Origin of the sequence: Pantoea sp. K16 (assembly GCF_048452805.1) — a bacterium.
Taxonomy (GTDB): Bacteria; Pseudomonadota; Gammaproteobacteria; order Enterobacterales; family Enterobacteriaceae; genus Pantoea; species Pantoea agglomerans.
Map to the genome: position 1 here is coordinate 85292 of NZ_JBLWNV010000015.1, position 21968 is coordinate 107259.

Sequence of the window (21968 nt, forward strand, 5' to 3'; positions counted from 1 at the left end):
TGACCTCTTAATTGATATCCGGCGGGTCAGACTTTCTTATAATGCCCTTGTTCCACCGGGACTTTCACCGCAAGAGTTTACAGAATTGTTAACAAACTGCCAACCGCGGCGCGACGAATCGTTACAGGAAGGCCGGCTTTCGCCGGCCTTCTTTACATTTACATAACTAAACGACGAATGTCAGACAACATATTGCCGATGATGGTGATGAATCGCGCACCATCAGCACCGTCGATTACGCGGTGGTCGAAGGAGAGAGAAATCGGCATCATCAGACGCGGAGTAAACTCTTTACCGTTCCACACCGGCTCCATCGCCGATTTAGAGACACCCAGGATAGCCACTTCCGGCGCGTTCACGATCGGCGCGAAGTGCGTGGTGCCCAGGCCGCCCAGGCTGGAGATGGTGAAACATCCGCCCTGCATGTCGCCCGCTGTCAGCTTACCGTCACGCGCTTTCTTCGAAATCGCCATCAGTTCACGCGACAGCTCGGTGATGCCTTTCTTGTTCACGTCTTTGAAGACCGGAACCACCAGGCCATTTGGTGTATCAACCGCCACACCGATGTTGATATATTTTTTCAGCGTCAGTTTCTGCGCATCTTCAGACAACGAGCTGTTGAAGCGTGGCATCTGCTCAAGCGCCGCCGCGACCGCTTTCATGATAAACACCACCGGGGTGTACTTCACATCCAGCTTACGCTTCTCTGCTTCAGCATTCTGCTGCTTACGGAAGGCTTCCAGATCGGTGATATCGGTTTTGTCGAAATGCGTAACGTGCGGGATCATCACCCAGTTACGGCTCAGGTTCGCGCCAGAAATTTTCTGGATACGCCCCAGTTCGACTTCTTCGATTTCGCCAAATTTACTGAAATCAACTTTCGGCCATGGCAGCATGCCTGGCAGACCGCCGCCGCTGGCTGCAGCTGGTGCCGCTTCAGCGCGTTTCACGGCCTCTTTCACGTAAGTCTGCACGTCTTCTTTCAGAATGCGACCTTTACGGCCGGTGCCTTTGACTTTCGCCAGGTTAACACCGAACTCGCGCGCCAGGCGACGGATCACCGGGGTAGCGTGAACGTAAGCGTCGTTCTCTGCGAACTCACCTTTGCTTTCCGCTTTAGCTGGAGCGAGTGCCGCGGCTTTAGCTTCAGATTTGGCAGCAGGGGCCGGTGCGGCTTCCTGTTTCGCGGCCGCAGGGGCAGCCGGAGCAGCACCTTCGACCTCGAACACCATGATCAGTGAGCCGGTGCTGACTTTATCGCCGGTCGCCACTTTCAGCTCTTTGACGGTACCTGCAAACGGCGCAGGCACTTCCATAGAGGCTTTGTCGCCTTCAACCACAATCAGTGACTGCTCAGCTTCAACTTTGTCGCCAACTTTGACCAGGATCTCGGTAACTTCAACTTCATCACCGCCGATATCCGGGACGTTAACGTCTTTTGCGCCTGCAGCCGCGGCAGGTGCCGATGCCGCTTCTTCTTTCACTTCTGGCTTCGCGTCAGAGGCCGGTGCTGCGCCTTCTGCTTCAAAGACCATGATGGCTGAACCGGTGCTGACCTTGTCGCCGGTGGAAATAGTGATCTCTTTGACCACACCCGCGAACGGAGCCGGGACTTCCATCGACGCTTTATCGCCTTCCACCACAATCAGTGACTGCTCGGCTTCGACTTTGTCGCCAACCTTAACCAGGATCTCAGTGACTTCAACTTCGTCACCGCCGATATCCGGCACAGCCACTTCTTTGCTGGCAGTGGCCGCAGCAGCGGCTGGCGCTGGCGCCACGTCCGCTTTTTTCTCTTCGGCGGCGGCAGGTGCTGCTTCCGCAGCGCCTTCAGCATCAAACACCATGATCAGTGAGCCGGTCTCAACTTTGTCACCGGTAGAGATTTTGATCTCTTTCACTACGCCAGCCTGCGGCGACGGCACTTCCATTGAGGCTTTGTCGCCTTCCACGGTGATCAGCGACTGCTCGGCTTCCACCTTGTCGCCAACTTTCACCAGAATCTCGGTGACTTCAACTTCGTCAGACCCGATATCCGGTACCTTAATTTCGATAGCCATTACTCTATTACCTCTTAAGCCAGACGCGGGTTAACTTTATCGGCATCGATATTGAATCGGGTGATCGCGTCGGCCACCACTTTCTTCTCGATCTCGCCGCGTTTAGCCAGCTCACCCAGCGCGGCAACCACCACATAAGATGCATCAACTTCAAAGTGATGACGCAGGTTCTCACGGCTGTCAGAGCGACCAAAGCCATCGGTACCCAGTACGCGATAATCGCTGGCCGGGACATAGCTACGAACCTGCTCAGCGAACAGTTTCATGTAGTCGGTTGAGGCGACAGCAGGTGCGTCGTTCATCACCTGAGCGATGTAAGGTACGCGCGCTTCTTCTGTCGGATGCAGCATGTTCCAGCGCTCACAATCCTGGCCATCACGTGCCAGTTCAGTGAACGAGGTGACGCTGTAGACATCAGAGCCGATACCGTAATCTTTCGCCAGGATCTGCGCAGCTTCACGCACATGACGCAGGATAGAACCTGAGCCCAGCAGCTGCACTTTGCCTTTGCTGCCGTCTACCGTTTCCAGTTTGTAGATACCCTTACGGATACCCTCTTCTGCACCAGCGGGCATTGCTGGCATATGGTAGTTTTCGTTCAGCGTGGTGATGTAGTAGTAAACGTTCTCCTGCGCTTCGCCATACATACGCACCAGACCGTCATGCATGATGACAGCGACTTCATAGGCGTAAGAAGGATCGTAGGAAATACAGTTCGGGATAGTCAGCGACTGAATGTGGCTGTGACCATCTTCATGCTGCAGACCTTCGCCGTTCAGGGTAGTACGACCTGAGGTGCCGCCGACCAGGAAGCCGCGCGCCTGTTGGTCGCCCGCCAGCCACATCAGATCGCCGATACGCTGGAAGCCGAACATCGAGTAATAGATGTAGAACGGGATCATCGGCAGGTTGTTGGTGCTGTAAGAGGTCGCCGCAGCCAGCCAGGATGAACCTGCGCCCAGCTCGTTGATCCCTTCCTGCAGAATCTGGCCTTTCTCGTCTTCTTTGTAGTAAGCAACCTGCTCGCGGTCCTGCGGGGTGTACTGCTGACCGTTCGGGCTGTAGATACCAATCTGACGGAACAGACCTTCCATACCAAAGGTACGCGCTTCATCAGCGAGGATCGGAACCAGGCGATCTTTGATCGACTTGTTCTTCAGCATCACGTTCAGGGCACGCACAAAGGCGATGGTGGTTGAGATCTCTTTGTTCTGCTCATCCAGCAGCGCACTGAACTCTTCGAGTGCTGGCATTTCCAGCTTTTCAGTGAACTTCGGCTGACGTGTTGGCAGGTAGCCGCCTAACTTCTCACGCTGACCGTGCAGATACGTGTGCTCTTCAGAGCCCTTTTCAAAGGTCACGTACGGCAGGGATTCAATTTTGTCATCTGCAACTGGCACGTTGAAGCGATCACGGATATAGCGCACGCCATCCATGTTCATCTTCTTCACCTGGTGGGCAATGTTTTTGCCTTCCGCGGTGTCGCCCATACCATAACCTTTGATGGTATGCGCCAGGATCAGTACTGGCTTGCCTTTGGTGTCCTGCGCTTTTTTCAGTGCCGCGTAGATTTTCTTCGGATCGTGGCCGCCACGGTTCAATGCCCAGATTTCATCATCGGACAGATCTTTAACCAGCGCGGCGGTTTCCGGATATTTACCAAAGAAGTGCTCACGCACATAGGCACCATCACGGGATTTGAAGGTCTGGTAATCGCCGTCGACGGTTTCGTTCATCAGCTGAATCAGCTTGCCGCTGGTATCTTTGCGCAGCAGCTCATCCCAGCGACCGCCCCAGATGACCTTGATCACTTCCCAGCCAGCGCCGGCAAAGATGCCTTCCAGCTCGTTGATGATCTTGCCATTACCGGTCACCGGGCCATCCAGACGCTGCAGGTTGCAGTTGATGATGAAGACCAGGTTATCCAGTTTTTCACGGGTCGCGATGGTGATCGCGCCTTTGGATTCTGGCTCATCCATCTCACCGTCACCCAGGAAGGCGTAAACGGTCTGAGCAGAAGTATCTTTCAGTCCACGGTGTTCCAGATACTTCAGGAACTTCGCCTGGTAGATAGCCGACAGCGGACCCAGACCCATTGATACGGTCGGGAACTGCCAGAATTCCGGCATTAATTTCGGGTGCGGATAAGAAGAGAGGCCTTTACCGTCAACTTCCTGACGGAAGTTATTCATCTGGTCTTCGGTCAGACGACCTTCAAGGAACGCACGGGCATAGATGCCGGGAGAGATGTGACCCTGGAAATAGACCAGATCGCCGCCATCCTTCTCACTGCGCGCGCGGAAGAAGTGGTTGAAGCACACTTCATAAATCGTCGCAGAAGACTGGAAGGAGGACATGTGGCCGCCGAGTTCCAGATCTTTCTTCGATGCGCGCAGCACCGACATGATGGCGTTCCAGCGAATTGCGGAACGGATACGACGTTCAAGAGAGGTATTGCCCGGATAATCGGGTTCATCTTCAACGGCAATAGAGTTGATGTAGTTGCTGATTGCAGAAGATCCTGCAGCCACGTTTACGCCGCCTTTGCGGGCTGCACCCAGTACCTGATCAATCAGATACTGTGCACGTTCAACACCTTCTTCACGGATGACCGATTCGATCGCCTGTAGCCAGTCACGAGTTTCAATCGGATCCACGTCATTGTGTAAACGTTCTGACATGGGTGTGTTCCTTATCTGTGTCTAATACGTTGAATAATCGGGAGCCTGTTAAAGCAGATGCAGGCAGGCTCGTCTGATGTCAGTACGATCTTTGTCGCACGTTATTCCTTACGTTGCTGTAAACGACGCAGGGAGCGTTCTCGACGGCTCTGCTCCCGACTTCTGTCCAGCAAGATTTCCTCTATGAACGCCAGGTGACGGTGTGAAGCCTCGCGCGCTTTTTCTGGCTCACGAGCCACAATCGCCTCAAAGATTCTGGCGCGGTGACCGCTCACTTTTGCCAGCATTTCCCGGCGCGAGTAGAGCAATTCGAAATTCTGGCGAACGTTTTGTTCCAGCATAGGGCCCATTGAGCGTAGCAAATGTAAAAGCACAACATTATGGGCCGCTTCTGTGACAGCGATCTGATACTGCATCACTGCGTCCGCTTCGGCGTCTAAATCGCCGCTGTCCTGCGCCTGCTGGATATTCACATGGCAGTCGCGAATGCGCAGCAGGTCTTCCTCTGTGCCGCGCAGTGCCGCGTAATAGGCGGCGATGCCTTCTAAGGCATGGCGCGTTTCCAGCAGATCAAACTGTGATTCCGGATGGTCGGCGAGAAGCTCAACGAGTGGATCGCTTAAGCTTTGCCAGAGATTCTCCTGCACGAACGTTCCGCCACCCTGCCGGCGCAGCAATAATCCTTTGGCTTCTAAGCGCTGGATCGCTTCGCGGAGAGACGGACGTGAGACATCGAATTGTTTGGCGAGTTCGCGCTCAGGCAGCAGCTTCTCTCCCGGACGCAGGGTCCCTTCCATAATCAGCGATTCGAGCTGTTGCTCGATAGCGTCGGAGAGTTTAGGTTGGCGAATCTTACTGTAAGCCATCGTCCCTTCTTATTAAGCCAATCGTCCGGAGTAAATTGGTAATACCAATTGCAAAGAGGTGCCGGTAAAGTAACAAAGTATTCACCTTGTGTCTATATGGTGTCTGCGACATTCACCTGCCCCCAAAGCCTGTGCTGGCGCTAACTTGCGGTTAAAAAAATGAAAAATTCGCGTTACCGCAAATGTTAAATAATTTCACTTTTACCAAACCTTACACCCGCTTAGCGCGTTAGCGCAGCGGCAGACATAAGTGAAAGCTATTCGTCATTAACGGAATTTCATGGCAGAAGTTGCTGTGGGCAGACGTGACCAGGACGGCGTTTTTTCAGTCAACTCTCAGCACGAAAGGCGAAAGCAGGTGCAAAGCGATTCGCTTATCACTATTCTTGTCGCCAGGGTAGCAGATGGCACTATTCAGCACGCCAGATACCGTAAAATAATCAATACGTTATTGTAACTACTTCATTACAGCGTCCTGCGCTGCGAACGAAGAATAAAAACATCACGAGGTTTGTATGGAACAACAGCAAGGCGAAGCGCTGAAACGTGGTCTCAAGAACCGCCATATTCAGCTCATCGCGCTGGGTGGTGCAGTGGGAACCGGCCTGTTTCTGGGCAGTGCATCGGTCATTGAATCCGCCGGACCGGCCGTAATTCTGGGCTATGCAATTGCCGGTTTTATTGCCTTTTTAATCATGCGTCAGTTAGGTGAAATGGTCGTGGAAGAGCCGGTCGCCGGCAGCTTCAGCCACTTCGCGTATAAATACTGGGGCAACTTTGCAGGCTTCGCCTCGGGCTGGAACTACTGGGTGCTCTATGTGCTGGTCGCCATGGCGGAACTCACCGCCGTTGGCAAATATGTCCAGTTCTGGTGGCCAGACTTTCCGACCTGGGCTTCGGCTGCCATCTTCTTCGTGATGATTAACGCTATCAACCTGACCAACGTTAAAGTGTTTGGTGAGATGGAGTTCTGGTTCGCCATCGTTAAAGTGGTTGCGGTGATTGGCATGATCCTGTTCGGAGGCTGGTTGCTGTTCAGCGGTCACGCGGGTCCGCAGGCTACCGTGCGCAACCTGTGGGAACAGGGCGGATTTTTCCCGCATGGCATCGGCGGTCTGGTGATGGTCATGGCGATTATCATGTTCTCGTTTGGTGGCCTGGAGCTGGTGGGTATCACCGCCGCTGAAGCCGATAACCCGGAAGTGAGCATTCCAAAAGCGACCAACCAGGTGCTGTGGCGTATTCTGATTTTCTATATTGGTTCGCTGGCGGTGCTGCTGTCACTGATGCCGTGGACGCGTGTCACGTCAGAAGTCAGCCCGTTTGTCTTTATCTTCCACGAACTGGGCGATGCCATGGTGGCGAATGCGCTCAACGTGGTCATCCTGACAGCGGCGCTGTCGGTCTATAACAGCTGCGTTTACTGCAACAGCCGTATGCTGTTTGGTCTGGCACAGCAGGGTAATGCGCCAAAAGCGCTGCTGAAAGTCGATCGTCGCGGTGTGCCGGTGTTAACGATTCTGGTCTCTGCTGTCGCCACTGCGCTGTGTGTGCTGATCAACTATCTGATGCCGGGTGAAGCATTTGGTCTGCTGATGTCGCTGGTCGTCTCTGCGCTGGTGATCAACTGGGCGATGATCAGCCTGGCGCACCTTAAGTTCCGTCGTAAGAAAGATCAGCAGGGCGTAACCACCCGCTTTAAAGCGCTGCTCTATCCGGCGGGTAACTGGATTTGCCTGATTTTCCTGGCGGCGATTCTGGTACTGATGGCGACCACGCCGGGCATGGCGATCTCTGTCTGGCTGATTCCGGTCTGGCTGGTGATTCTGGGCGTGGGTTACTTTATCAAGAACCAGACACAGAAAGCCTGATGCTTTACCACGTGCTGCGACCTCCTGCGGGGTTGCAGCACGTCACCCGCGCCTCTCTGACCGTCTCAACTGTCCCGATCCAGTTCACACTTCTCTCCCCGCAACTGTTTTATCCATCTTCATAACGAATTACTCCCGTTCATCTCGCTGATTTCCTGCCAATAATTCCTGTTCACACTGGATGCGCAGGAGAAAACCATGAAAGGTACAGCCCTCCCGTTTCGGGAAAAACTGGGATATGGCATGGGCGATGCCGGATGCAACATGATTGGCGGTGCCATCATGCTGTTCCTGAACTACTTCTATACCGACGTTTTCGGCCTGGCCCCGGCGCTGGTGGGGACCCTGCTGCTCTCGGTCAGAGTGCTCGATGCGGTAACCGATCCTATTATGGGCGCGATTGCCGATCGCACCCAGAGTCGCTGGGGTCGTTTTCGTCCCTGGCTGCTGTGGGTTTCCGTACCTTATGTGGTGTTCAGCGTTTTGATGTTCACCACGCCAGACTGGACCTATCACAACAAGGTGATCTGGGCCTTCGTCACCTACTTCCTGATGTCGCTGACCTATACGGCGATTAACATTCCTTACTGCTCTCTGGGCGGCGTGATTACCAACGATCCCGGTGAGCGCGTCTCCTGCCAGTCTTATCGCTTTGTCATGGTCGGCATCGCTACGCTGATACTCTCCCTGTCCCTGCTGCCGATGGCAGAGTGGTTCGGTGGCGAAGACAAAGCGCGCGGCTATCAGATGGCGATGGCGGTACTGGCAACCATTGGCCTGGCGATGTTTCTGTTCTGCTTTGCCACGGTACGTGAACGTATCCGCCCTGCCGTGCCGAGCAATGATGACCTGAAAAAAGATCTGCGTGACGTCTGGAAGAATGACCAGTGGGTACGCATTCTGCTGCTGACCTTCTGTAACGTCTGTCCCGGCTTCATCCGTATGGCGGCCACCATGTATTACGTGACCTGGGTCATGGGCCAGTCAACGCACTTCGCCACGCTGTTTATCAGCCTGGGTGTGATTGGCATGATGGTCGGCAGCACGCTGGCGAAACTGCTCACCGATCGCTGGTGCAAACTCAAAGTCTTCTTCTGGACCAATATCGCGCTGGCACTCTTCTCCAGCGGTTTCTACTGGATCGATCCCCACGCCACCGTGATGGTCGTGGTCGCCTACTTTGTGCTGAATATCCTGCATCAGATCCCCTCTCCGCTGCACTGGTCACTGATGGCCGATGTGGATGACTACGGCGAATGGAAAACCGGCAAACGCATCACCGGCATCAGCTTCTCCGGCAACCTGTTCTTCCTCAAGGTGGGACTGGCGGTTGCCGGTGCGATGGTCGGCTTTCTGCTGTCGATCTATGGCTACAATGCGGGCGCTAAGCAGCAGTCCCCAGAGGCGATTAACGGCATCATGCTGCTGTTCACCATTATTCCGGGTGTCGGCTATCTGATTACCGCCGGTGTGGTACGACTGATGAAGGTCGACCGCAAAATGATGATTACCATCCAGCAGGATCTCGCGCTGCGCCGCGAAAACTTCCATGATTTACACACTGTCCGCCTGCGCGACGGTGCTGCCCCGCAAACAGGAGATGTAAAATGACCCCAGACTGGCCGAATCCTTTTATCGAGCAGCGCGCCGACCCCTTTATCCTGCGTCATGAACAGTACTATTACTTTGTGGCATCGGTGCCGGAGTATGACCGGCTGGAGATCCGTCGCGCCACGACGCTGGCTGGCCTGCGCAGCGCCGAGCCGGTGGTCGTCTGGCGCAAGCCCGAGAGCGGCCCCTTTAGCGAGTTAATCTGGGCACCTGAGCTGCACTACATTGACGGACAGTGGGTCATCTATTTCGCGGCAGCACCGACGCGTGAAATCAAAGAGGGACTGTTTCAGCACCGGATGTATGCGCTGGTGTGTGAGGCGGAAGATCCGCTGCAGGGCGATTGGCAGCCCTGTCGCCGGGTGTTCAGCCAGTTCGACAGCTTCTCACTGGATGCCACCCACTTCGTGCATCAGGGTAAAAACTGGTATCTCTGGGCGCAGAAAGATCCATTGATTCCCGGCAACTCTAACCTCTATCTGGCTGAGTTGCTTAATCCCTGGACGCTGAAAGGCACGCCGGTGATGCTGAGCCGGCCAGAATATGAGTGGGAGTGCGCAGGCTTTAGCGTTAATGAAGGACCGGCGGTTATCCGTCACGGGGATCGGCTGTTTGTGACCTACTCTGCCAGCGCCACCGATGAGAATTACTGTCTGGGAATACTGTCGATTGCTGCTGATGCCGACCCACTCGATGTTGCCGCCTGGCAGAAATCTGCACGGCCGGTATTTGTCTCCAGCTGGGACAACCATCAGTATGGACCGGGTCACAACAGTTTTACCCAGGATGAGGCGGGACGCGACGTGCTGGTGTACCACGCGCGTAACTACACTGAAATTGAAGGCGATCCGTTATGGGATCCGAACCGCCATACCCGACTGAAATATTTCAGCTGGCGGGAAGATGGCACGCCTGATTTCGGCGTGCCGCCTGCCGATTACACCAGCGTGCCGTAAATCGTCAGCAACGCGACAGCGACAACCAGTACCAGTGAGGTACGTTTCGCTAACGCCACGGCAACCCGTGGCGTTTCGACTTTATCGGTGTGCGGATCGCGTGACAGTGAGAACTGCGCCAGAGTCGTCAGCACCTGATACTGAGAACGATGCCGATCGGTCAGCGAAGCAAACCAGGCGGGCAGCGCTTTTTCGCCATGACCCAGCAGGGCGTAAGCCACACCCGCCAGCCGCACCGGGATCCAGTCGAGAAGATGCAGAATGGCATCCACGCCAGATTGTGAACGCGCCATCGGTGTTCCGTGCTTTGCCAGCCAGCCTTGCCAGGCCCGCAGAAAAGCGTAACCCACCAGCAGCACCGGCCCCCACGGACCGCCTACCACCAGCCAGAACATTGGCGCAAGGTAGAAACGGAAGTTTATCCAGATCAGGGCATTCTGCAGCTCACGCAGGAACTCGCGCTCGCTGCATTCCACCGGCACGCCATGAATCAGCGTCAGTTCAGCCGCCATCGCCTGATGCGCAGCGTCGTCATCATGACTGGCCGCTTTCAGGTAGCCGTGGTAGTGCTGTCGCACCGACCCGGCACCGATACAGAGCAGTCCGGCAACAATCCAGAAGAGCAGTTGCAGCACGCCAAACAGCAGCCCTTTCAGACTCCAGATCACCAGCGCGGTCAGCGCCATCGCCAGCACGGTCATCAGCAGGGTACGCATCATTGAGAAATGGTGGCGCTGGCGAAAGATCGGCTCCAGCCGGTGTTCGAGCTGCCAGTGCTCGCCCAGTTTAAACAGGCGCTCCCAGCCTAAAACCAACAACAAGGTAAACAACGTCATACTGACTCCGCAAAAATCAGGATTTTTGCTGCGTTAACAGCTGTTTGTAGTAGTCCCAGTCAAAAGCAGGTCCGGGGTCGGTTTTGCGTACCGGTGCGATGTCACTGTGCCCCGTGATACGTGCAGGCGTTAACGGATAGTGTTGCAGCAGTAATTGCGTCACCTGCTGCAAGGCCCGATATTGCGCCTCGCTATAAGGCTCACTGTCTGTCCCTTCCAGTTCGATGCCTATGGAGAAGTCGTTGCAGTTCTCACGTCCTTCGAACTGCGAAATGCCTGCATGCCAGGCGCGTTTATCAAAGGGGACATACTGCACGATCTCCCCGTCACGACGAATCAGGCAGTGTGCCGCCACTTTCAGCGCGGCGATATCCGCAAAATAGGGATGGGCATCGGGCGGTAAGGTGCCGGTGAACAGTTTATCGATCCATGGCCCGCCAAATTCACCGGGTGGCAGGCTGATATTGTGGATCACCAGCAGTGAAGGTGCCTCATTATCAGGGCGTTCGTTGCAATGCGGCGACGGCACATGACGCACGCAGGTCAGCCAGCCCTGTTTGATTTTCATAGCGGTTTTCCTTATTTCACCTGGCTGAGAATAGCATGAATAATAAAGGATTCTTGCTTCTTAGTGTGCCGGTCTGATGACATTCACGCACTGCGTGTTAAGGATACTAAACAAAATGCTATCAGTTGCTGGAACCGAATGGCGGTTCAGGCTATTGTGACCGCCTCTGTCATTTCCCTTTCTGGAGTAAAACGCCTATGTCATCCCGTGGTTATGATCCCGACAGCCGTCGTCAGGCGCTGATTAAACGCATTGAAAGTGACATTCCGGATAGTGTTGCGCTGGCGTTAAAAGAGGATCTCGGAGGCAAGATCGACGCTGACCGCGATATCACCGCGCAGCTGTTACCCGCCGATACCCAGGCCGATGCGCAGGTCATCACCCGCGAAGCCGGTGTTTTCTGTGGTAAACGCTGGGTTGAAGAGGTGTTCATTCAGCTCGGCTCAAACGCGACCCTGATCTGGCATGTCGAAGATGGTGATCAGATCGAGGCTGACCAGCTGCTGTTTGAAATCGAGGGGCCTGCCCGGCTGCTGCTGACCGCCGAGCGAACGGCGCTTAATTTTGTGCAGACGCTCTCAGGCGTTGCTACCGAAGTCAGCCGCTATGTCGCGCTGCTGGCGGGAAGCCAGACGCAACTGCTGGACACGCGTAAAACCCTGCCCGGACTGCGGACTGCGCTGAAATATGCCGTGTTGTGCGGCGGTGGCAGCAACCATCGGCTGGGCCTCTCTGACGCTTATCTCATCAAAGAGAACCATATTATTGCCAGCGGCTCGATTCGGCAGGCAGTGGAAAGAGCGCAATGGCTGCAGCCCGATGTGCCGGTTGAAGTTGAGGTGGAATCGCTGGAGGAGTTACGTCAGGCGCTGGAAGCGGAAGCCGATATCGTGATGCTGGATAACTTTAGCCTGGAAGCGATGCGTGCCGCCGTCGAACTTAATCAGGGTCGGGCGTTGCTGGAGGTCTCCGGTAACGTCACCGAAACTACCCTGCCACAGATCGCCCTGACCGGCGTGGACTATGTTTCGGTTGGCGCGCTGACCAAGCATGTGCGGGCGCTGGATCTCTCGATGCGCTTTAAACAAAAATAGCCTGCCTCGCCGTCACTCAACACGGTGATTTTGCGACCCTGCTTCCGGCGCAGTTTCGACTGCGCTGTAAGTCTGAAATCTGTTCACATCACGCTTTCCAGTTTGCCCATCTCTGCCTGTCTTTTACTGCCCCCGATTTTTAACCTGTCGCCTTCTTAATACGGAGACGATGTGATGAATTATCAACGTGGATTTACGCTGGTTGAACTGATGATTGTGGTGGGTATTGTGGCAATCTTAAGTGCCATCGGCCTGCCCGCTTATCAAAATTATCTGCAGCGTGCTGCCCTTACCGACATGCTGCAAACCATGGTGCCCTATAAAACCGCTGTTGAGCTTTGCGCCATGGAGCGCGGCGGCCCGACGCAGTGCCAGGCCGGAGAAGCGGGTATTCCTGCTGCCAGGGGATCGCGCTATGTCTCAGCACTGAGCGTGACCAACGGGGTCATTACGCTGACCGGCCAGGAGAGCCTGAATGGGCTGAGCGTTGAAATGCTGCCTCTCTGGGACAGCACCGAGGGCGGCATCAGCTGGCAACGCAGCTGCACCAGCAGCAACAATAGCCTGCGTGACAATTGCCTGCAGCAGTTCCGCTTTGCGGATAAAGGAGCCAGCGATGAGCAAGCCTGATGAGGCGATCGCGGCATTATGTCAGCGCTATCGCGCCCTGGTTTTGCACCATGATGCCAGCCAGCTGCGTGTTGCCGTCGCGGAGAGCGTGCCGCCAGGGCTGGCTGAAGCCCTCCATTTTGCCAGCCAGTGTCAGATTGAAATCGAGTGCTGGCCGCAGGCCCGGCTCGACCAGCTTCAGCACGCTGGCACACCGCTTGTAGCGCGCGAAGAGGCACCAGCAGAATCAGCGATCGAAGCGACACAGCTGATCCTGCGTCAGGCGCTGGAGCGTCGCGCCTCTGATGTCCATATCGAACCCGGCCGTGATGGCCTGCGGGTGCGTTTGCGTATCGATGGCGTATTGCACCCTCTATCTTCCCTGCCCGTCACCCAGCCTGCTGCTCTGCTGGCGCGACTGAAGATCCTCGGCGGACTGGATATCGCCGAACGCCGGTTACCGCAGGATGGTCAGTTCAGTCTGGAGATCGCCGGTAAACCCGCCTCTTTTCGCCTGGCGACCTTACCCATCTACGGTGGTGAGAAAGCGGTGGTCCGGCTGTTGCAGAGTGAAAGCGCGGCGCTGTCGCTGGATAAGCTCGGCTTACCCGCCGCGCAGTTGCGCCTGTTCTGCGCCGCGCTGGCGCAGCCGCAGGGGCTGATTCTGGTCACCGGGCCTACCGGTAGCGGCAAGACGTTTACGCTCTATAGCGGACTCAGTGCCCTGAATACGCCGGAAAAAAATCTGTGCAGCGTTGAAGATCCGATTGAGATCCCCCTGCCCGGCATTAACCAGACGCAGATCCATGCTAAAAACGGCCTCGATTTTAACCGCGTGTTGCGGGCGCTGCTGAGACAGGATCCGGACGTGATCATGGTAGGAGAGATCCGCGATGCTGAAACGGCGGAGATTGCGGTTAAAGCGGCACAGACCGGACATCTGGTGCTGTCGACACTGCACACCAACTCCACCGCCGAGACCCTGACCCGGCTACGACAGATGGGTATTCCCGGTTATCTTCTGGGGTCGGCGCTGAAACTGATTGTTGCTCAGCGCCTGGTTCGACGCCTCTGTCCCCACTGCCGTCAGCCCGCTCAGGCGGTGGCACACTATCCTGCGGAACTCTGGCCCGGTACCTTGCAAACCTGGCGAGCTCCCGGCTGCGACCACTGTTTTTCCGGCTATTTTGGCCGGCTGGCGCTGTTTGAACTGCTGCCGATCAATGCCAGGCTGCAAAATGCGATCGCCGCCGAAATGCCGCTGGAGAATTTGCTCAGCCTGGCGAAACAGCAGGGATTACGCACCCTGCTGGTTTCTGGCCTGGAAGCGGTAAGCCGGGGCGATACCTCGCTGGAAGAGATGCAACGGGTGATTGGGCTGGACGATGGCTGATGCGTCTTTATTTCGCTGGCAGGCGGTCGATAGCCAGGGCCAGTTAGTCAGTGGCCAGCTACTGGCTATCGACAGTGATAACCTGCTGCTGATGCTGGCGCAGCGCGATCTTCTGCCGGTGAGCTGGAAACGAGAAAAAGTGTGGCGTCAGAGGGAGTGGAAGTGGCAGCACAAAACCGATCTGATTCGTCAGCTGGCAACCCTGCTCAAAGCGGGACTGCCGCTGGCAGAGAGTCTGGCTTTGCTGGCTGAGGGCCATCCGCATGCAGGCTGGCGTGCTCTGATGCTCGCCCTGCATCATCGGGTACTCAGCGGTGCCCCTTTTTCGCAGGCTTTACGTGAATGGCCGCAGATTTTTCCGGCACTCTATCCGGCCCTGATGGAGGTGGGCGAACTGACCGGTCAGTTGGATACCTGTTGCAGTGAGCTGGCCCGGCAGCAGATCCGGCAACAGCAGTTATGGCATCAGGTGGCGAAGGCGCTGCGCTATCCTCTGTTCATTCTGCTGGTGGCGATTGCGGTCACCTGCGGCATGCTCCTGTTCGTTCTGCCAGAGTTCGTTGCCGTTTATGACTCCTTTGATGCCCCCCTGCCCGCCTTTACGGCAGCGGTAATGCAGTTATCTGCCGCGCTTCAGGAGTGGGGAGCTGTGTTAGCCATCGGCGTATCGCTGATGCTGGTGGCGTGGCATCAGTTACGACGACGCTCTGCGGGCTGGCAGCGCCGTGAGCAGGCGATTTTCCTGCGCATCCCGCTGCTTTCCGGGTTATGGCGTGGCACACAGCTGACGCAGATCTACACCATTCTGAATCTGACACAGCGCGCCGGGTTAACTTTGCTACAGGGACTGGCTGCCGTTGAAGTGACGCTCTCATCATTGCTATGGCGGGAAGCAATGGCCGGACTGCAGCAGCACATTGCTCAGGGGAATCCTCTGCATCAGGCGCTGATGCATCATCCGCTGTTCACACCATTATGCGGTCAGCTGGTTCGCGTCGGCGAAGAGGCGGGCGCGCTGGATTTAATGCTGGCTCGTCTGGCGGAATGGCATGAGGCAGAAACCCGTGAGCGCGCTGACACACTGGCTGCTTCTCTGGAACCGATGATGATGGTGGTGATTGGCGGCATTGTCGGCACGCTGGTGATTGCGATGTATCTGCCGGTGTTCGGGCTGGGTGATGCGATGCATTAAGGGGCGCAGGCTGCGCCCCGGATGACTATCGGTTGAAAACGCGGTTTTCCTGCTCATTAACCCGAATAAAGGTGGTGCGCTTGGTCAGCTCTTTCAGCCGCTCCGCCCCCACATAAGTGCAGGCGGAACGCAGTCCACCCAGGATATCACGCGCGGTGTCAGCAACCGGGCCACGTAATGGCAGCTTCACCGTTTTACCTTCTGCTGCGCGATATTGCGCGACACCGCCAACGTGACGCTTCATCGCCGATTCGGAACTCATGCCGTAAAACAGCATAAAGCTTTCGCCATTCTCTTCGACCACCTGCCCTTCACACTCATCATGTGCCGCCAGCATGCCACCCAGCATCACGAAGTCGGCACCGCCGCCAAACGCTTTCGCAATATCGCCAGGCACTGAACAGCCGCCATCACTGACAATCTGTCCGCTTAAGCCATGCGCCGCATCGGCACATTCAATGACAGCGGAAAGCTGCGGATAGCCCACGCCGGTTTTCACCCGGGTTGTACAGACCGAACCCGGGCCAATGCCGACTTTGACGATATCCGCGCCAGAGAGAATCAGCTCTTCCACCATTTCGCCCGTTACCACGTTACCGGCACAGATGGTTTTAGCCGGGAAGGTTTCACGGGCGCGCTGCAGAAAATCAACAAAATGCTGAGAGTAACCGTTGGCCACGTCGATGCAGATAAACTGCAGATCGTCTGACAGCGCCATAATCGCGACCAGTTTATTGAGATCGGCCTCCGAGGTGCCGGTTGAAACCATCACATGTTTCAATACCGTCGCGGGGACGCGCTGAATAAACGCGCGCCACTCATCTACGCTGTAATGCTTATGGACTGCTGTAAGGATATTGAAGCTGGCCAGCGCCTCAGCCATTGAAAATGTGCCGACGGTATCCATGTTGGCGGCGATAATCGGTACGCCGCTCCAGCTCAGGCCCGAATGTCTGAAGGTAAAGCTGCGTTCCAGCTCAACCTGTGAGCGACTTTGCAGCGTGGAGCGTTTGGGGCGGATTAAGACATCTTTAAAGCCCAGTTTTAAATCTTCTTCAATACGCATAAACAGTGTCCTGGTAAGTGGCAATGAATCGTCGTTCACGAAGTAAGCACAGCTCCAGTGACGTTATGATACGCGCCTCTCGCTGCGCGACAAGACTGCGAATTTCACTTTATTTACGCTACAATCCGTTAAATTTAATTGTGGTTTATCGGTGTGATCTGACGCGCATTTTTGCGTTTTTTATACAGATCATTACCCTGAAGCCCTGTCGAAAAGAGAAGTCAGGTGAGAAACATGCCCTATATCGTCGCGCTTACAGGGGGGATCGGCAGTGGCAAAAGTACGATTGCCCAGGCATTCGCAGCGTCTGGCGTGGAAATTATTGATGCTGACCTGATAGCACGTGAAGTTGTCGAACCCGGCACACCCGCTTTGCAGGCCATTCAGGCGCGCTATGGCACGTCGATAGTGACTGATGAGGGGAAGCTTGATCGTAGCCGGCTTCGCGACATTATTTTTCAGCAGCCGGAAGAAAAAAGCTGGTTAAACGCGCTGCTGCATCCACTGATTAATGTCCGGACGCGTCAATTGATCGCCGAAGCCACCACACCTTATGTGCTCTGGGTGGTGCCGCTACTGGTGGAAAATCAGTTACAGCACCAGGCTGATCGGGTACTGGTGGTGGATGTTGATGAGGCAACGCAGTTAGCGCGCACCCGGCAGCGTGATCATCTTTCCGTCGCGCAGGCGAAACGCATTCTTGCCGCACAGGCGACGCGCCAGCAGCGCCTCGCCTGTGCCGATGACATTATTGATAACAGTGGCGAGCCCGACGACGCCTTGCCGCAGGTTGCCGAACTCCATCAGCGCTATCTCAGGCTGGCGGCAACGAAACAGGATTAATACCATGAGCACACCCGTTCTGTTTGAACACCCACTGAATGAAAAAATGCGAACCTGGTTACGGGTTGAGTTTTTGATCAATCAGTTAGATGAAATTGTCCCACTGGATAAAACCGTTAATGCGCTGACCTTTTTTCGCCTGATTAGCGAGCTGCTCGACATTTTTGAGCGTGGCGATATGCGTACTGAATTGTTAAAAGAGCTGGAGCGTCAGCAGCAAAAGTTACGTGCATGGGCTGATGTGCCAGGTGTTGATATGACGCTGGTTAATTCCCTGCGCGATAAACTTAAAATCCAGTCGACGCAGTTGATGAATGCCCCACGTATGGGCCAGCAACTCCGCGAGGATCGTCTGATTGCCCTGGTGCGGCAGCGCCTGAGCATCCCTGGTGGATGCTGCAGCTTTGATTTGCCAGGCCTGCACATCTGGCTCCATCTGCCGCAGGAAGCACGCGATGCGCAGGTCGAAGCCTGGATGCTGACGCTGGAGCCACTGTATCATGCGCTGGCGATGGTACTGGATCTGATCCGCCAGTCCGGCGCGTTTCATGTGCAGACCAGCCTTAATGGTTTTTATCAGGATAATGCCGAAGGCGCCGATCTGCTGCGGCTGCAATTGTCGCTGGAGGATGCGCTCTATCCACAGGTGTCCGGACATAAAAGCCGCTACGCCATTCGTTTTATGCCGCTTGATAGTGAGCGTGGTGAAGTTCCGGCCCGCCTTAATTTTCAACTGGCCTGTTGTTAGAGGTAAAAATGCAGCAAGAAGTGATGACCGTTGCCTGTCCGCAGTGCGGCAAAGATGTGATCTGGGATGAACTCAGCCCGTGGCGCCCCTTTTGCAGTAAGCGCTGCCAGCTCATTGATTTAGGTGAGTGGGCCGCAGAAGAGAAACGCATTCCCAGCCGCGACGATATGAACGACAGTGACAACTGGAGTGAAGAAGATCGCTGACAGCCGAACCGGATGGGGCGCGCTGCCCCATCCGCTCAGAGTTCGCCGGCGATCAGACGCGCAATCAGCTGATGATTCGCGGGCGGAAACTCCTCCGCGACCAATGCATGCTGATCAACCCAACGCTGTGGCTGACCCTCTTTGCCCCACGGCTCTCCTTTCCACCCTTCAACCAGAAAGAAATGCAGCGTCACGCGCAGATCGTCATAACTGTGGTCTGCATGACCAATCGGGCGTGCCTCGGTGACCTCAATCCCGGTCTCTTCCTGAAGTTCCCTTATCAATCCCTGTTCGGCGCTTTCGCCCGCTTCAATCTTACCGCCAGGAAACTCCCACTTGTTCGCCATGTAAGAGGTCGCCGCGCGCTGGGCAAGGAAAATTTGTTTACTGGCATTGCGAATGATGCCAACTGCAACCTGCAGGTGCTTCATGAAGACTATCCGGTAGTAATGGGTGAATGAAGCCTGATTTTAGAGCATGCCGTAGCGGATGTTAACCGCTTTAGCTCAGCGGAGTCGCTGTTGCCTGGGTGGCAGAGAACATAAAAAAAGGAGCCAGCGGCTCCTTTTTTATTAGCATTCAGTCTCAGGCGATGCGGCCATGACACTGCTTGTACTTTTTACCGGAACCACATGGGCAGGGATCGTTGCGGCCGACTTTGCGTTCACCACTCTGCTCCGCCACAGGCTCTGCGGCTGCCAGCAGATCCTCTTCAACATGGCTCAGTTGCTGTTGCTGTGCCAGACGTTCAGCTTCTTCGCGACGTTGTTGCTCCATCGCTTCAACTTCTTCTGGCATGCGCACCTGCACTTTGCTCAGCGTACTGATCACTTCATATTTCAGTGATTCAAGCATCGCGGCAAACATGGCGAAGGATTCACGCTTGTACTCCTGCTTCGGATCTTTCTGCGCATAGCCGCGCAGATGGATGCCCTGACGCAGATAGTCCATCGCGGCCAGATGCTCTTTCCACAGCGAATCCAGCGTCTGAAGCATCACGCCTTTTTCGAAGTTGCGCATCATCTCTGCGCCAACGATCTCTTCTTTCTCAGCGTAGCTTTCCATAGCATGGGTCATGATGCGCTCACGCAGCACTTCTTCATGCAGGTCAGGCTCTTTATCCAGCCACTCTGCAATCGGCAGGTTCAGATCGAAGTCAGTGCGCAGACGCTCTTCCAGGCCTGGCACGTCCCACATCTCCTCCAGCGACTGCGGCGGAATGTAAGTATCGATGGTGACTTTGTAGACGTCGTGGCGAATGCTGTTGATGGTTTCGCTAACGTCAGACACATCCAGCAGCTCGTTACGCTGACTGTAGATGGCGCGACGCTGGTCATTAGCCACATCATCATATTCCAGCAGCTGCTTACGAATATCGAAGTTACGGCTTTCAACTTTGCGCTGGGCATTGGCAATCGCTTTGGTGACCCACGGATGCTCAATCGCTTCGCCTGGCTTCATGCCCAGTTTACGCATCATATTCGAGACGCGGTCTGAGGCAAAAATACGCATCAGCGCATCTTCCATCGACAGGTAGAAGCGAGAAGAACCGGCGTCACCCTGACGACCTGCACGACCACGCAGCTGGTTGTCGATACGACGCGATTCGTGACGCTCAGTACCAACGATGTGTAAACCACCTGACGCCAGAACCGCATCATGACGAATCTGCCATGCCGCTTTAATCTCTTCGATTTGCGCTTCAGTTGGCTCTTCCAGTTCGGCCACTTCAGCGTGCCAGCTGCCGCCCAGCATAATATCTGTACCACGTCCGGCCATGTTAGTGGCGATAGTGACCGCACCCGGCTGACCAGCCTGCGCCACGATATCCGCTTCGCGGGCGTGGAATTTGGCGTTCAGAACGTTATGTTTGATACCGGCACGGGTCAGTTCGTTAGAGACCACTTCTGATTTCTCAATCGAGATGGTTCCCACCAGCACCGGCTGACCATTTGCAGTACGCTCACGGATATCTTCGATAATGGCATCGATCTTCTCTTTCTCGGTCATGTAGACCAGGTCAGCCAGATCTTTACGCACCATCGGACGGTTAGTCGGCACGACAATGGTGTCGAGCTTATAAATGGAGCTGAATTCAAATGCTTCGGTATCAGCGGTACCGGTCATACCGGCCAGCTTCTCGTAAATACGGAAGTAGTTCTGGAAGGTGATAGAGGCCAGCGTCTGGTTCTCGTTCTGAATCTCAACGCCTTCTTTCGCTTCAATCGCCTGATGCAGACCATCAGACCAGCGACGACCCTGCATGGTACGGCCGGTGTGTTCATCAACAATCACCACTTCACCATCTTTCACGATGTAATCCACATCGCGGGTAAAGAGTGCGTGCGCACGCAGCGCCGCAGTGACGTGGTGCATCAGCATGATGTTGGTCGGAGAGTAGAGTGACTCGCCCGCTTCCATGATGCCCTCGCTGACCAGCAGCTCTTCCACTTTGACCAGACCGCGCTCAGACATGTGAGCCTGACGCGCTTTTTCATCGACCCAGAAGTCGCCTTCACCCTGATGGGTTTCGGTATCTTCTTTATCCTGGCGAACCAGATGAGGGATGATCTTGTTCACTTTGGTGTAAAGCTCAGAACTGTCTTCCGCCGGACCAGAGATGATCAGCGGCGTACGCGCTTCATCGATCAGGATGGAGTCGACCTCATCCACCAGCGCATAGTGCAGTTTACGCTGTACACGCTCTTCCGGGCTGAAAGCCATGTTGTCGCGCAGGTAGTCGAAGCCATATTCGTTGTTGGTGCCGTAGGTGATGTCTGCTGCGTAAGCTTCACGCTTTGCCACCGCCGGCAGGCCCGACATGTTGATACCAATGGTTAAACCCAGGAACTCAAACAGCGGACGGTTATTTTCCGCATCACGCTGTGCCAGATAGTCGTTGACGGTAACCACGTGAACGCCTTTGCCGGACAGCGCATTCAGGTAGGCTGGCAGCGTTGCGGTCAGCGTTTTACCTTCACCGGTTCGCATCTCAGCAATGCAGCGATCGTTCAGCACCATGCCGCCGATCAGCTGCACGTCGAAGTGACGCATCCCGAACACGCGTTTACTCGCTTCACGCACGGTTGCGAACGCTTCCGGGATCAGGCTTTCCAGCGATTCACCTTTTTTCAGGCGTTCGCGGAACAAATCAGTTTTCGCTTTCAGTTCATCATCAGAGAGCTTCTCAAAATCGGGCTCCATCTTATTGATGACGTCCACCACTTTACGCATACGACGCAGGGTACGATCGTTACTGCTACCAAAAACCTTGGTTAATATTTTGCTTAACATAGTAAATATATTCTCAATTCAGCCGGAGCATTCCGGACTGCGAAATCTTAACAGAGTGAATAAAACCAAAAATA

At 55.3% G+C, this 21968-nt stretch carries 18 protein-coding genes; 10 read left to right on the forward strand and 8 right to left on the reverse strand.

Annotated features, from left to right (window positions below):
* Positions 1-158: 158 nt before the first annotated feature.
* The 3 genes from aceF to pdhR all read right to left on the reverse strand — a co-directional run bounded on the left by aceF (position 159) and on the right by pdhR (position 5607).
* Positions 159-2060 (reverse strand): pyruvate dehydrogenase complex dihydrolipoyllysine-residue acetyltransferase, encoded by a 1902-nt coding sequence (gene aceF, locus ACK13D_RS18760; RefSeq protein ID WP_418796981.1) that lies wholly within the window; start codon positions 2058-2060, stop codon positions 159-161.
* A gap of 14 nt (positions 2061-2074) precedes the next feature.
* Positions 2075-4741, reverse strand: a complete 2667-nt coding sequence (gene aceE, locus ACK13D_RS18765; RefSeq protein WP_010253944.1) for a pyruvate dehydrogenase (acetyl-transferring), homodimeric type — start codon at positions 4739-4741, stop codon at positions 2075-2077.
* Between the two features lie 101 nt (positions 4742-4842).
* Positions 4843-5607 carry a pyruvate dehydrogenase complex transcriptional repressor PdhR gene (gene pdhR / locus ACK13D_RS18770; RefSeq protein ID WP_010253942.1) on the reverse strand — a complete coding sequence of 255 codons (765 nt, stop codon included), beginning with the start codon at positions 5605-5607 and terminating at the stop codon, positions 4843-4845.
* Positions 5608-6122: 515 nt separating this feature from the next.
* Here pdhR and aroP point away from each other — a divergent pair.
* From aroP to ACK13D_RS18785, 3 genes are all read left to right on the forward strand, one after another.
* Positions 6123-7478, forward strand: a complete 1356-nt coding sequence (gene aroP / locus ACK13D_RS18775) for an aromatic amino acid transporter AroP (protein ID WP_010253939.1) — start codon at positions 6123-6125, stop codon at positions 7476-7478.
* A gap of 198 nt (positions 7479-7676) precedes the next feature.
* Positions 7677-9089, forward strand: coding sequence for a glycoside-pentoside-hexuronide (GPH):cation symporter (locus ACK13D_RS18780; RefSeq protein WP_022625418.1), 1413 nt, complete (start codon positions 7677-7679; stop codon positions 9087-9089).
* Positions 9086-10045 carry a glycoside hydrolase family 43 protein gene (locus ACK13D_RS18785; RefSeq protein WP_033767925.1) on the forward strand — a complete coding sequence of 320 codons (960 nt, stop codon included), beginning with the start codon at positions 9086-9088 and terminating at the stop codon, positions 10043-10045. The genes ACK13D_RS18780 and ACK13D_RS18785 overlap by 4 nt, the downstream gene beginning before the upstream one ends.
* Here ACK13D_RS18785 and ampE read toward each other — a convergent pair.
* Both ampE and ampD read right to left on the reverse strand, forming a co-directional pair.
* Positions 10027-10881: a beta-lactamase regulator AmpE gene (gene ampE, locus ACK13D_RS18790; protein ID WP_187501521.1), complete on the reverse strand. Its 855-nt coding sequence runs from the start codon at positions 10879-10881 to the stop codon at positions 10027-10029. The genes ACK13D_RS18785 and ampE overlap by 19 nt on opposite strands.
* 16 nt (positions 10882-10897) lie before the next feature.
* Positions 10898-11449 (reverse strand): 1,6-anhydro-N-acetylmuramyl-L-alanine amidase AmpD, encoded by a 552-nt coding sequence (gene ampD / locus ACK13D_RS18795; protein WP_033770964.1) that lies wholly within the window; start codon positions 11447-11449, stop codon positions 10898-10900.
* 197 nt (positions 11450-11646) lie between these two features.
* Here ampD and nadC point away from each other — a divergent pair, with 197 nt between their 5' ends.
* From nadC to hofC, 4 genes are all read left to right on the forward strand, one after another.
* Positions 11647-12543 carry a carboxylating nicotinate-nucleotide diphosphorylase gene (gene nadC, locus ACK13D_RS18800; protein WP_010253926.1) on the forward strand — a complete coding sequence of 299 codons (897 nt, stop codon included), beginning with the start codon at positions 11647-11649 and terminating at the stop codon, positions 12541-12543.
* 174 nt (positions 12544-12717) lie between these two features.
* Complete coding sequence (gene ppdD / locus ACK13D_RS18805; protein WP_010253922.1) at positions 12718-13173, forward strand: prepilin peptidase-dependent pilin; 456 nt, start codon at positions 12718-12720, stop codon at positions 13171-13173.
* Positions 13160-14545, forward strand: coding sequence for a type II secretion system protein GspE (gene gspE, locus ACK13D_RS18810; RefSeq protein ID WP_010253919.1), 1386 nt, complete (start codon positions 13160-13162; stop codon positions 14543-14545). The genes ppdD and gspE overlap by 14 nt, the downstream gene beginning before the upstream one ends.
* The gene (gene hofC, locus ACK13D_RS18815; RefSeq protein WP_039386512.1) at positions 14538-15737 is read left to right on the forward strand and encodes a protein transport protein HofC; all 1200 of its coding nucleotides are present in this window, start codon (positions 14538-14540) and stop codon (positions 15735-15737) included. Before gspE ends, hofC begins: the two co-directional genes overlap by 8 nt.
* Before the next feature lie 25 nt (positions 15738-15762).
* On the opposite strand, the gene ACK13D_RS18820 is transcribed toward hofC, so the two are convergent.
* Positions 15763-16803 (reverse strand): GMP reductase, encoded by a 1041-nt coding sequence (locus ACK13D_RS18820; protein WP_010671832.1) that lies wholly within the window; start codon positions 16801-16803, stop codon positions 15763-15765.
* A gap of 234 nt (positions 16804-17037) precedes the next feature.
* Here ACK13D_RS18820 and coaE point away from each other — a divergent pair, with 234 nt between their 5' ends.
* From coaE to yacG, 3 genes are read left to right on the forward strand one after another with little or no spacing between them, the layout of a single operon-like run.
* Positions 17038-17646: a dephospho-CoA kinase gene (gene coaE, locus ACK13D_RS18825; RefSeq protein ID WP_187494539.1), complete on the forward strand. Its 609-nt coding sequence runs from the start codon at positions 17038-17040 to the stop codon at positions 17644-17646.
* 4 nt (positions 17647-17650) lie between these two features.
* Positions 17651-18394: a cell division protein ZapD gene (gene zapD / locus ACK13D_RS18830; RefSeq protein ID WP_010253906.1), complete on the forward strand. Its 744-nt coding sequence runs from the start codon at positions 17651-17653 to the stop codon at positions 18392-18394.
* Positions 18395-18402: 8 nt separating this feature from the next.
* Positions 18403-18600: a DNA gyrase inhibitor YacG gene (gene yacG, locus ACK13D_RS18835; RefSeq protein ID WP_010253903.1), complete on the forward strand. Its 198-nt coding sequence runs from the start codon at positions 18403-18405 to the stop codon at positions 18598-18600.
* 35 nt (positions 18601-18635) lie between these two features.
* On the opposite strand, the gene mutT is transcribed toward yacG, so the two are convergent.
* Both mutT and secA read right to left on the reverse strand, forming a co-directional pair.
* Positions 18636-19031 carry an 8-oxo-dGTP diphosphatase MutT gene (gene mutT, locus ACK13D_RS18840; protein WP_010253900.1) on the reverse strand — a complete coding sequence of 132 codons (396 nt, stop codon included), beginning with the start codon at positions 19029-19031 and terminating at the stop codon, positions 18636-18638.
* A 154-nt stretch (positions 19032-19185) separates the two neighbouring features.
* Complete coding sequence (gene secA, locus ACK13D_RS18845) at positions 19186-21894, reverse strand: preprotein translocase subunit SecA (protein WP_010671827.1); 2709 nt, start codon at positions 21892-21894, stop codon at positions 19186-19188.
* Positions 21895-21968: the final 74 nt, after the last annotated feature.

Excerpts from the sequence above, each read along its gene's own strand:
- secA (WP_010671827.1), bottom strand. The coding sequence starts at position 21,894 with ATGTTAAGCAAAATATTAACCAAGGTTTTTGGTAGCAGTAACGATCGT.
- ACK13D_RS18820 (WP_010671832.1), bottom strand. The coding sequence starts at position 16,803 with ATGCGTATTGAAGAAGATTTAAAACTGGGCTTTAAAGATGTCTTAATC.
- ampD (WP_033770964.1), bottom strand. The coding sequence starts at position 11,449 with ATGAAAATCAAACAGGGCTGGCTGACCTGCGTGCGTCATGTGCCGTCG.
- gspE (WP_010253919.1), top strand. The coding sequence starts at position 13,160 with ATGAGCAAGCCTGATGAGGCGATCGCGGCATTATGTCAGCGCTATCGC.
- zapD (WP_010253906.1), top strand. The coding sequence starts at position 17,651 with ATGAGCACACCCGTTCTGTTTGAACACCCACTGAATGAAAAAATGCGA.
- coaE (WP_187494539.1), top strand. The coding sequence starts at position 17,038 with ATGCCCTATATCGTCGCGCTTACAGGGGGGATCGGCAGTGGCAAAAGT.
- aceE (WP_010253944.1), bottom strand. The coding sequence starts at position 4,741 with ATGTCAGAACGTTTACACAATGACGTGGATCCGATTGAAACTCGTGAC.
- ACK13D_RS18780 (WP_022625418.1), top strand. The coding sequence starts at position 7,677 with ATGAAAGGTACAGCCCTCCCGTTTCGGGAAAAACTGGGATATGGCATG.
- ACK13D_RS18785 (WP_033767925.1), top strand. The coding sequence starts at position 9,086 with ATGACCCCAGACTGGCCGAATCCTTTTATCGAGCAGCGCGCCGACCCC.
- nadC (WP_010253926.1), top strand. The coding sequence starts at position 11,647 with ATGTCATCCCGTGGTTATGATCCCGACAGCCGTCGTCAGGCGCTGATT.
- ppdD (WP_010253922.1), top strand. The coding sequence starts at position 12,718 with ATGAATTATCAACGTGGATTTACGCTGGTTGAACTGATGATTGTGGTG.
- yacG (WP_010253903.1), top strand. The coding sequence starts at position 18,403 with ATGCAGCAAGAAGTGATGACCGTTGCCTGTCCGCAGTGCGGCAAAGAT.
- aroP (WP_010253939.1), top strand. The coding sequence starts at position 6,123 with ATGGAACAACAGCAAGGCGAAGCGCTGAAACGTGGTCTCAAGAACCGC.
- hofC (WP_039386512.1), top strand. The coding sequence starts at position 14,538 with ATGGCTGATGCGTCTTTATTTCGCTGGCAGGCGGTCGATAGCCAGGGC.
- mutT (WP_010253900.1), bottom strand. The coding sequence starts at position 19,031 with ATGAAGCACCTGCAGGTTGCAGTTGGCATCATTCGCAATGCCAGTAAA.
- pdhR (WP_010253942.1), bottom strand. The coding sequence starts at position 5,607 with ATGGCTTACAGTAAGATTCGCCAACCTAAACTCTCCGACGCTATCGAG.
- ampE (WP_187501521.1), bottom strand. The coding sequence starts at position 10,881 with ATGACGTTGTTTACCTTGTTGTTGGTTTTAGGCTGGGAGCGCCTGTTT.
- aceF (WP_418796981.1), bottom strand. The coding sequence starts at position 2,060 with ATGGCTATCGAAATTAAGGTACCGGATATCGGGTCTGACGAAGTTGAA.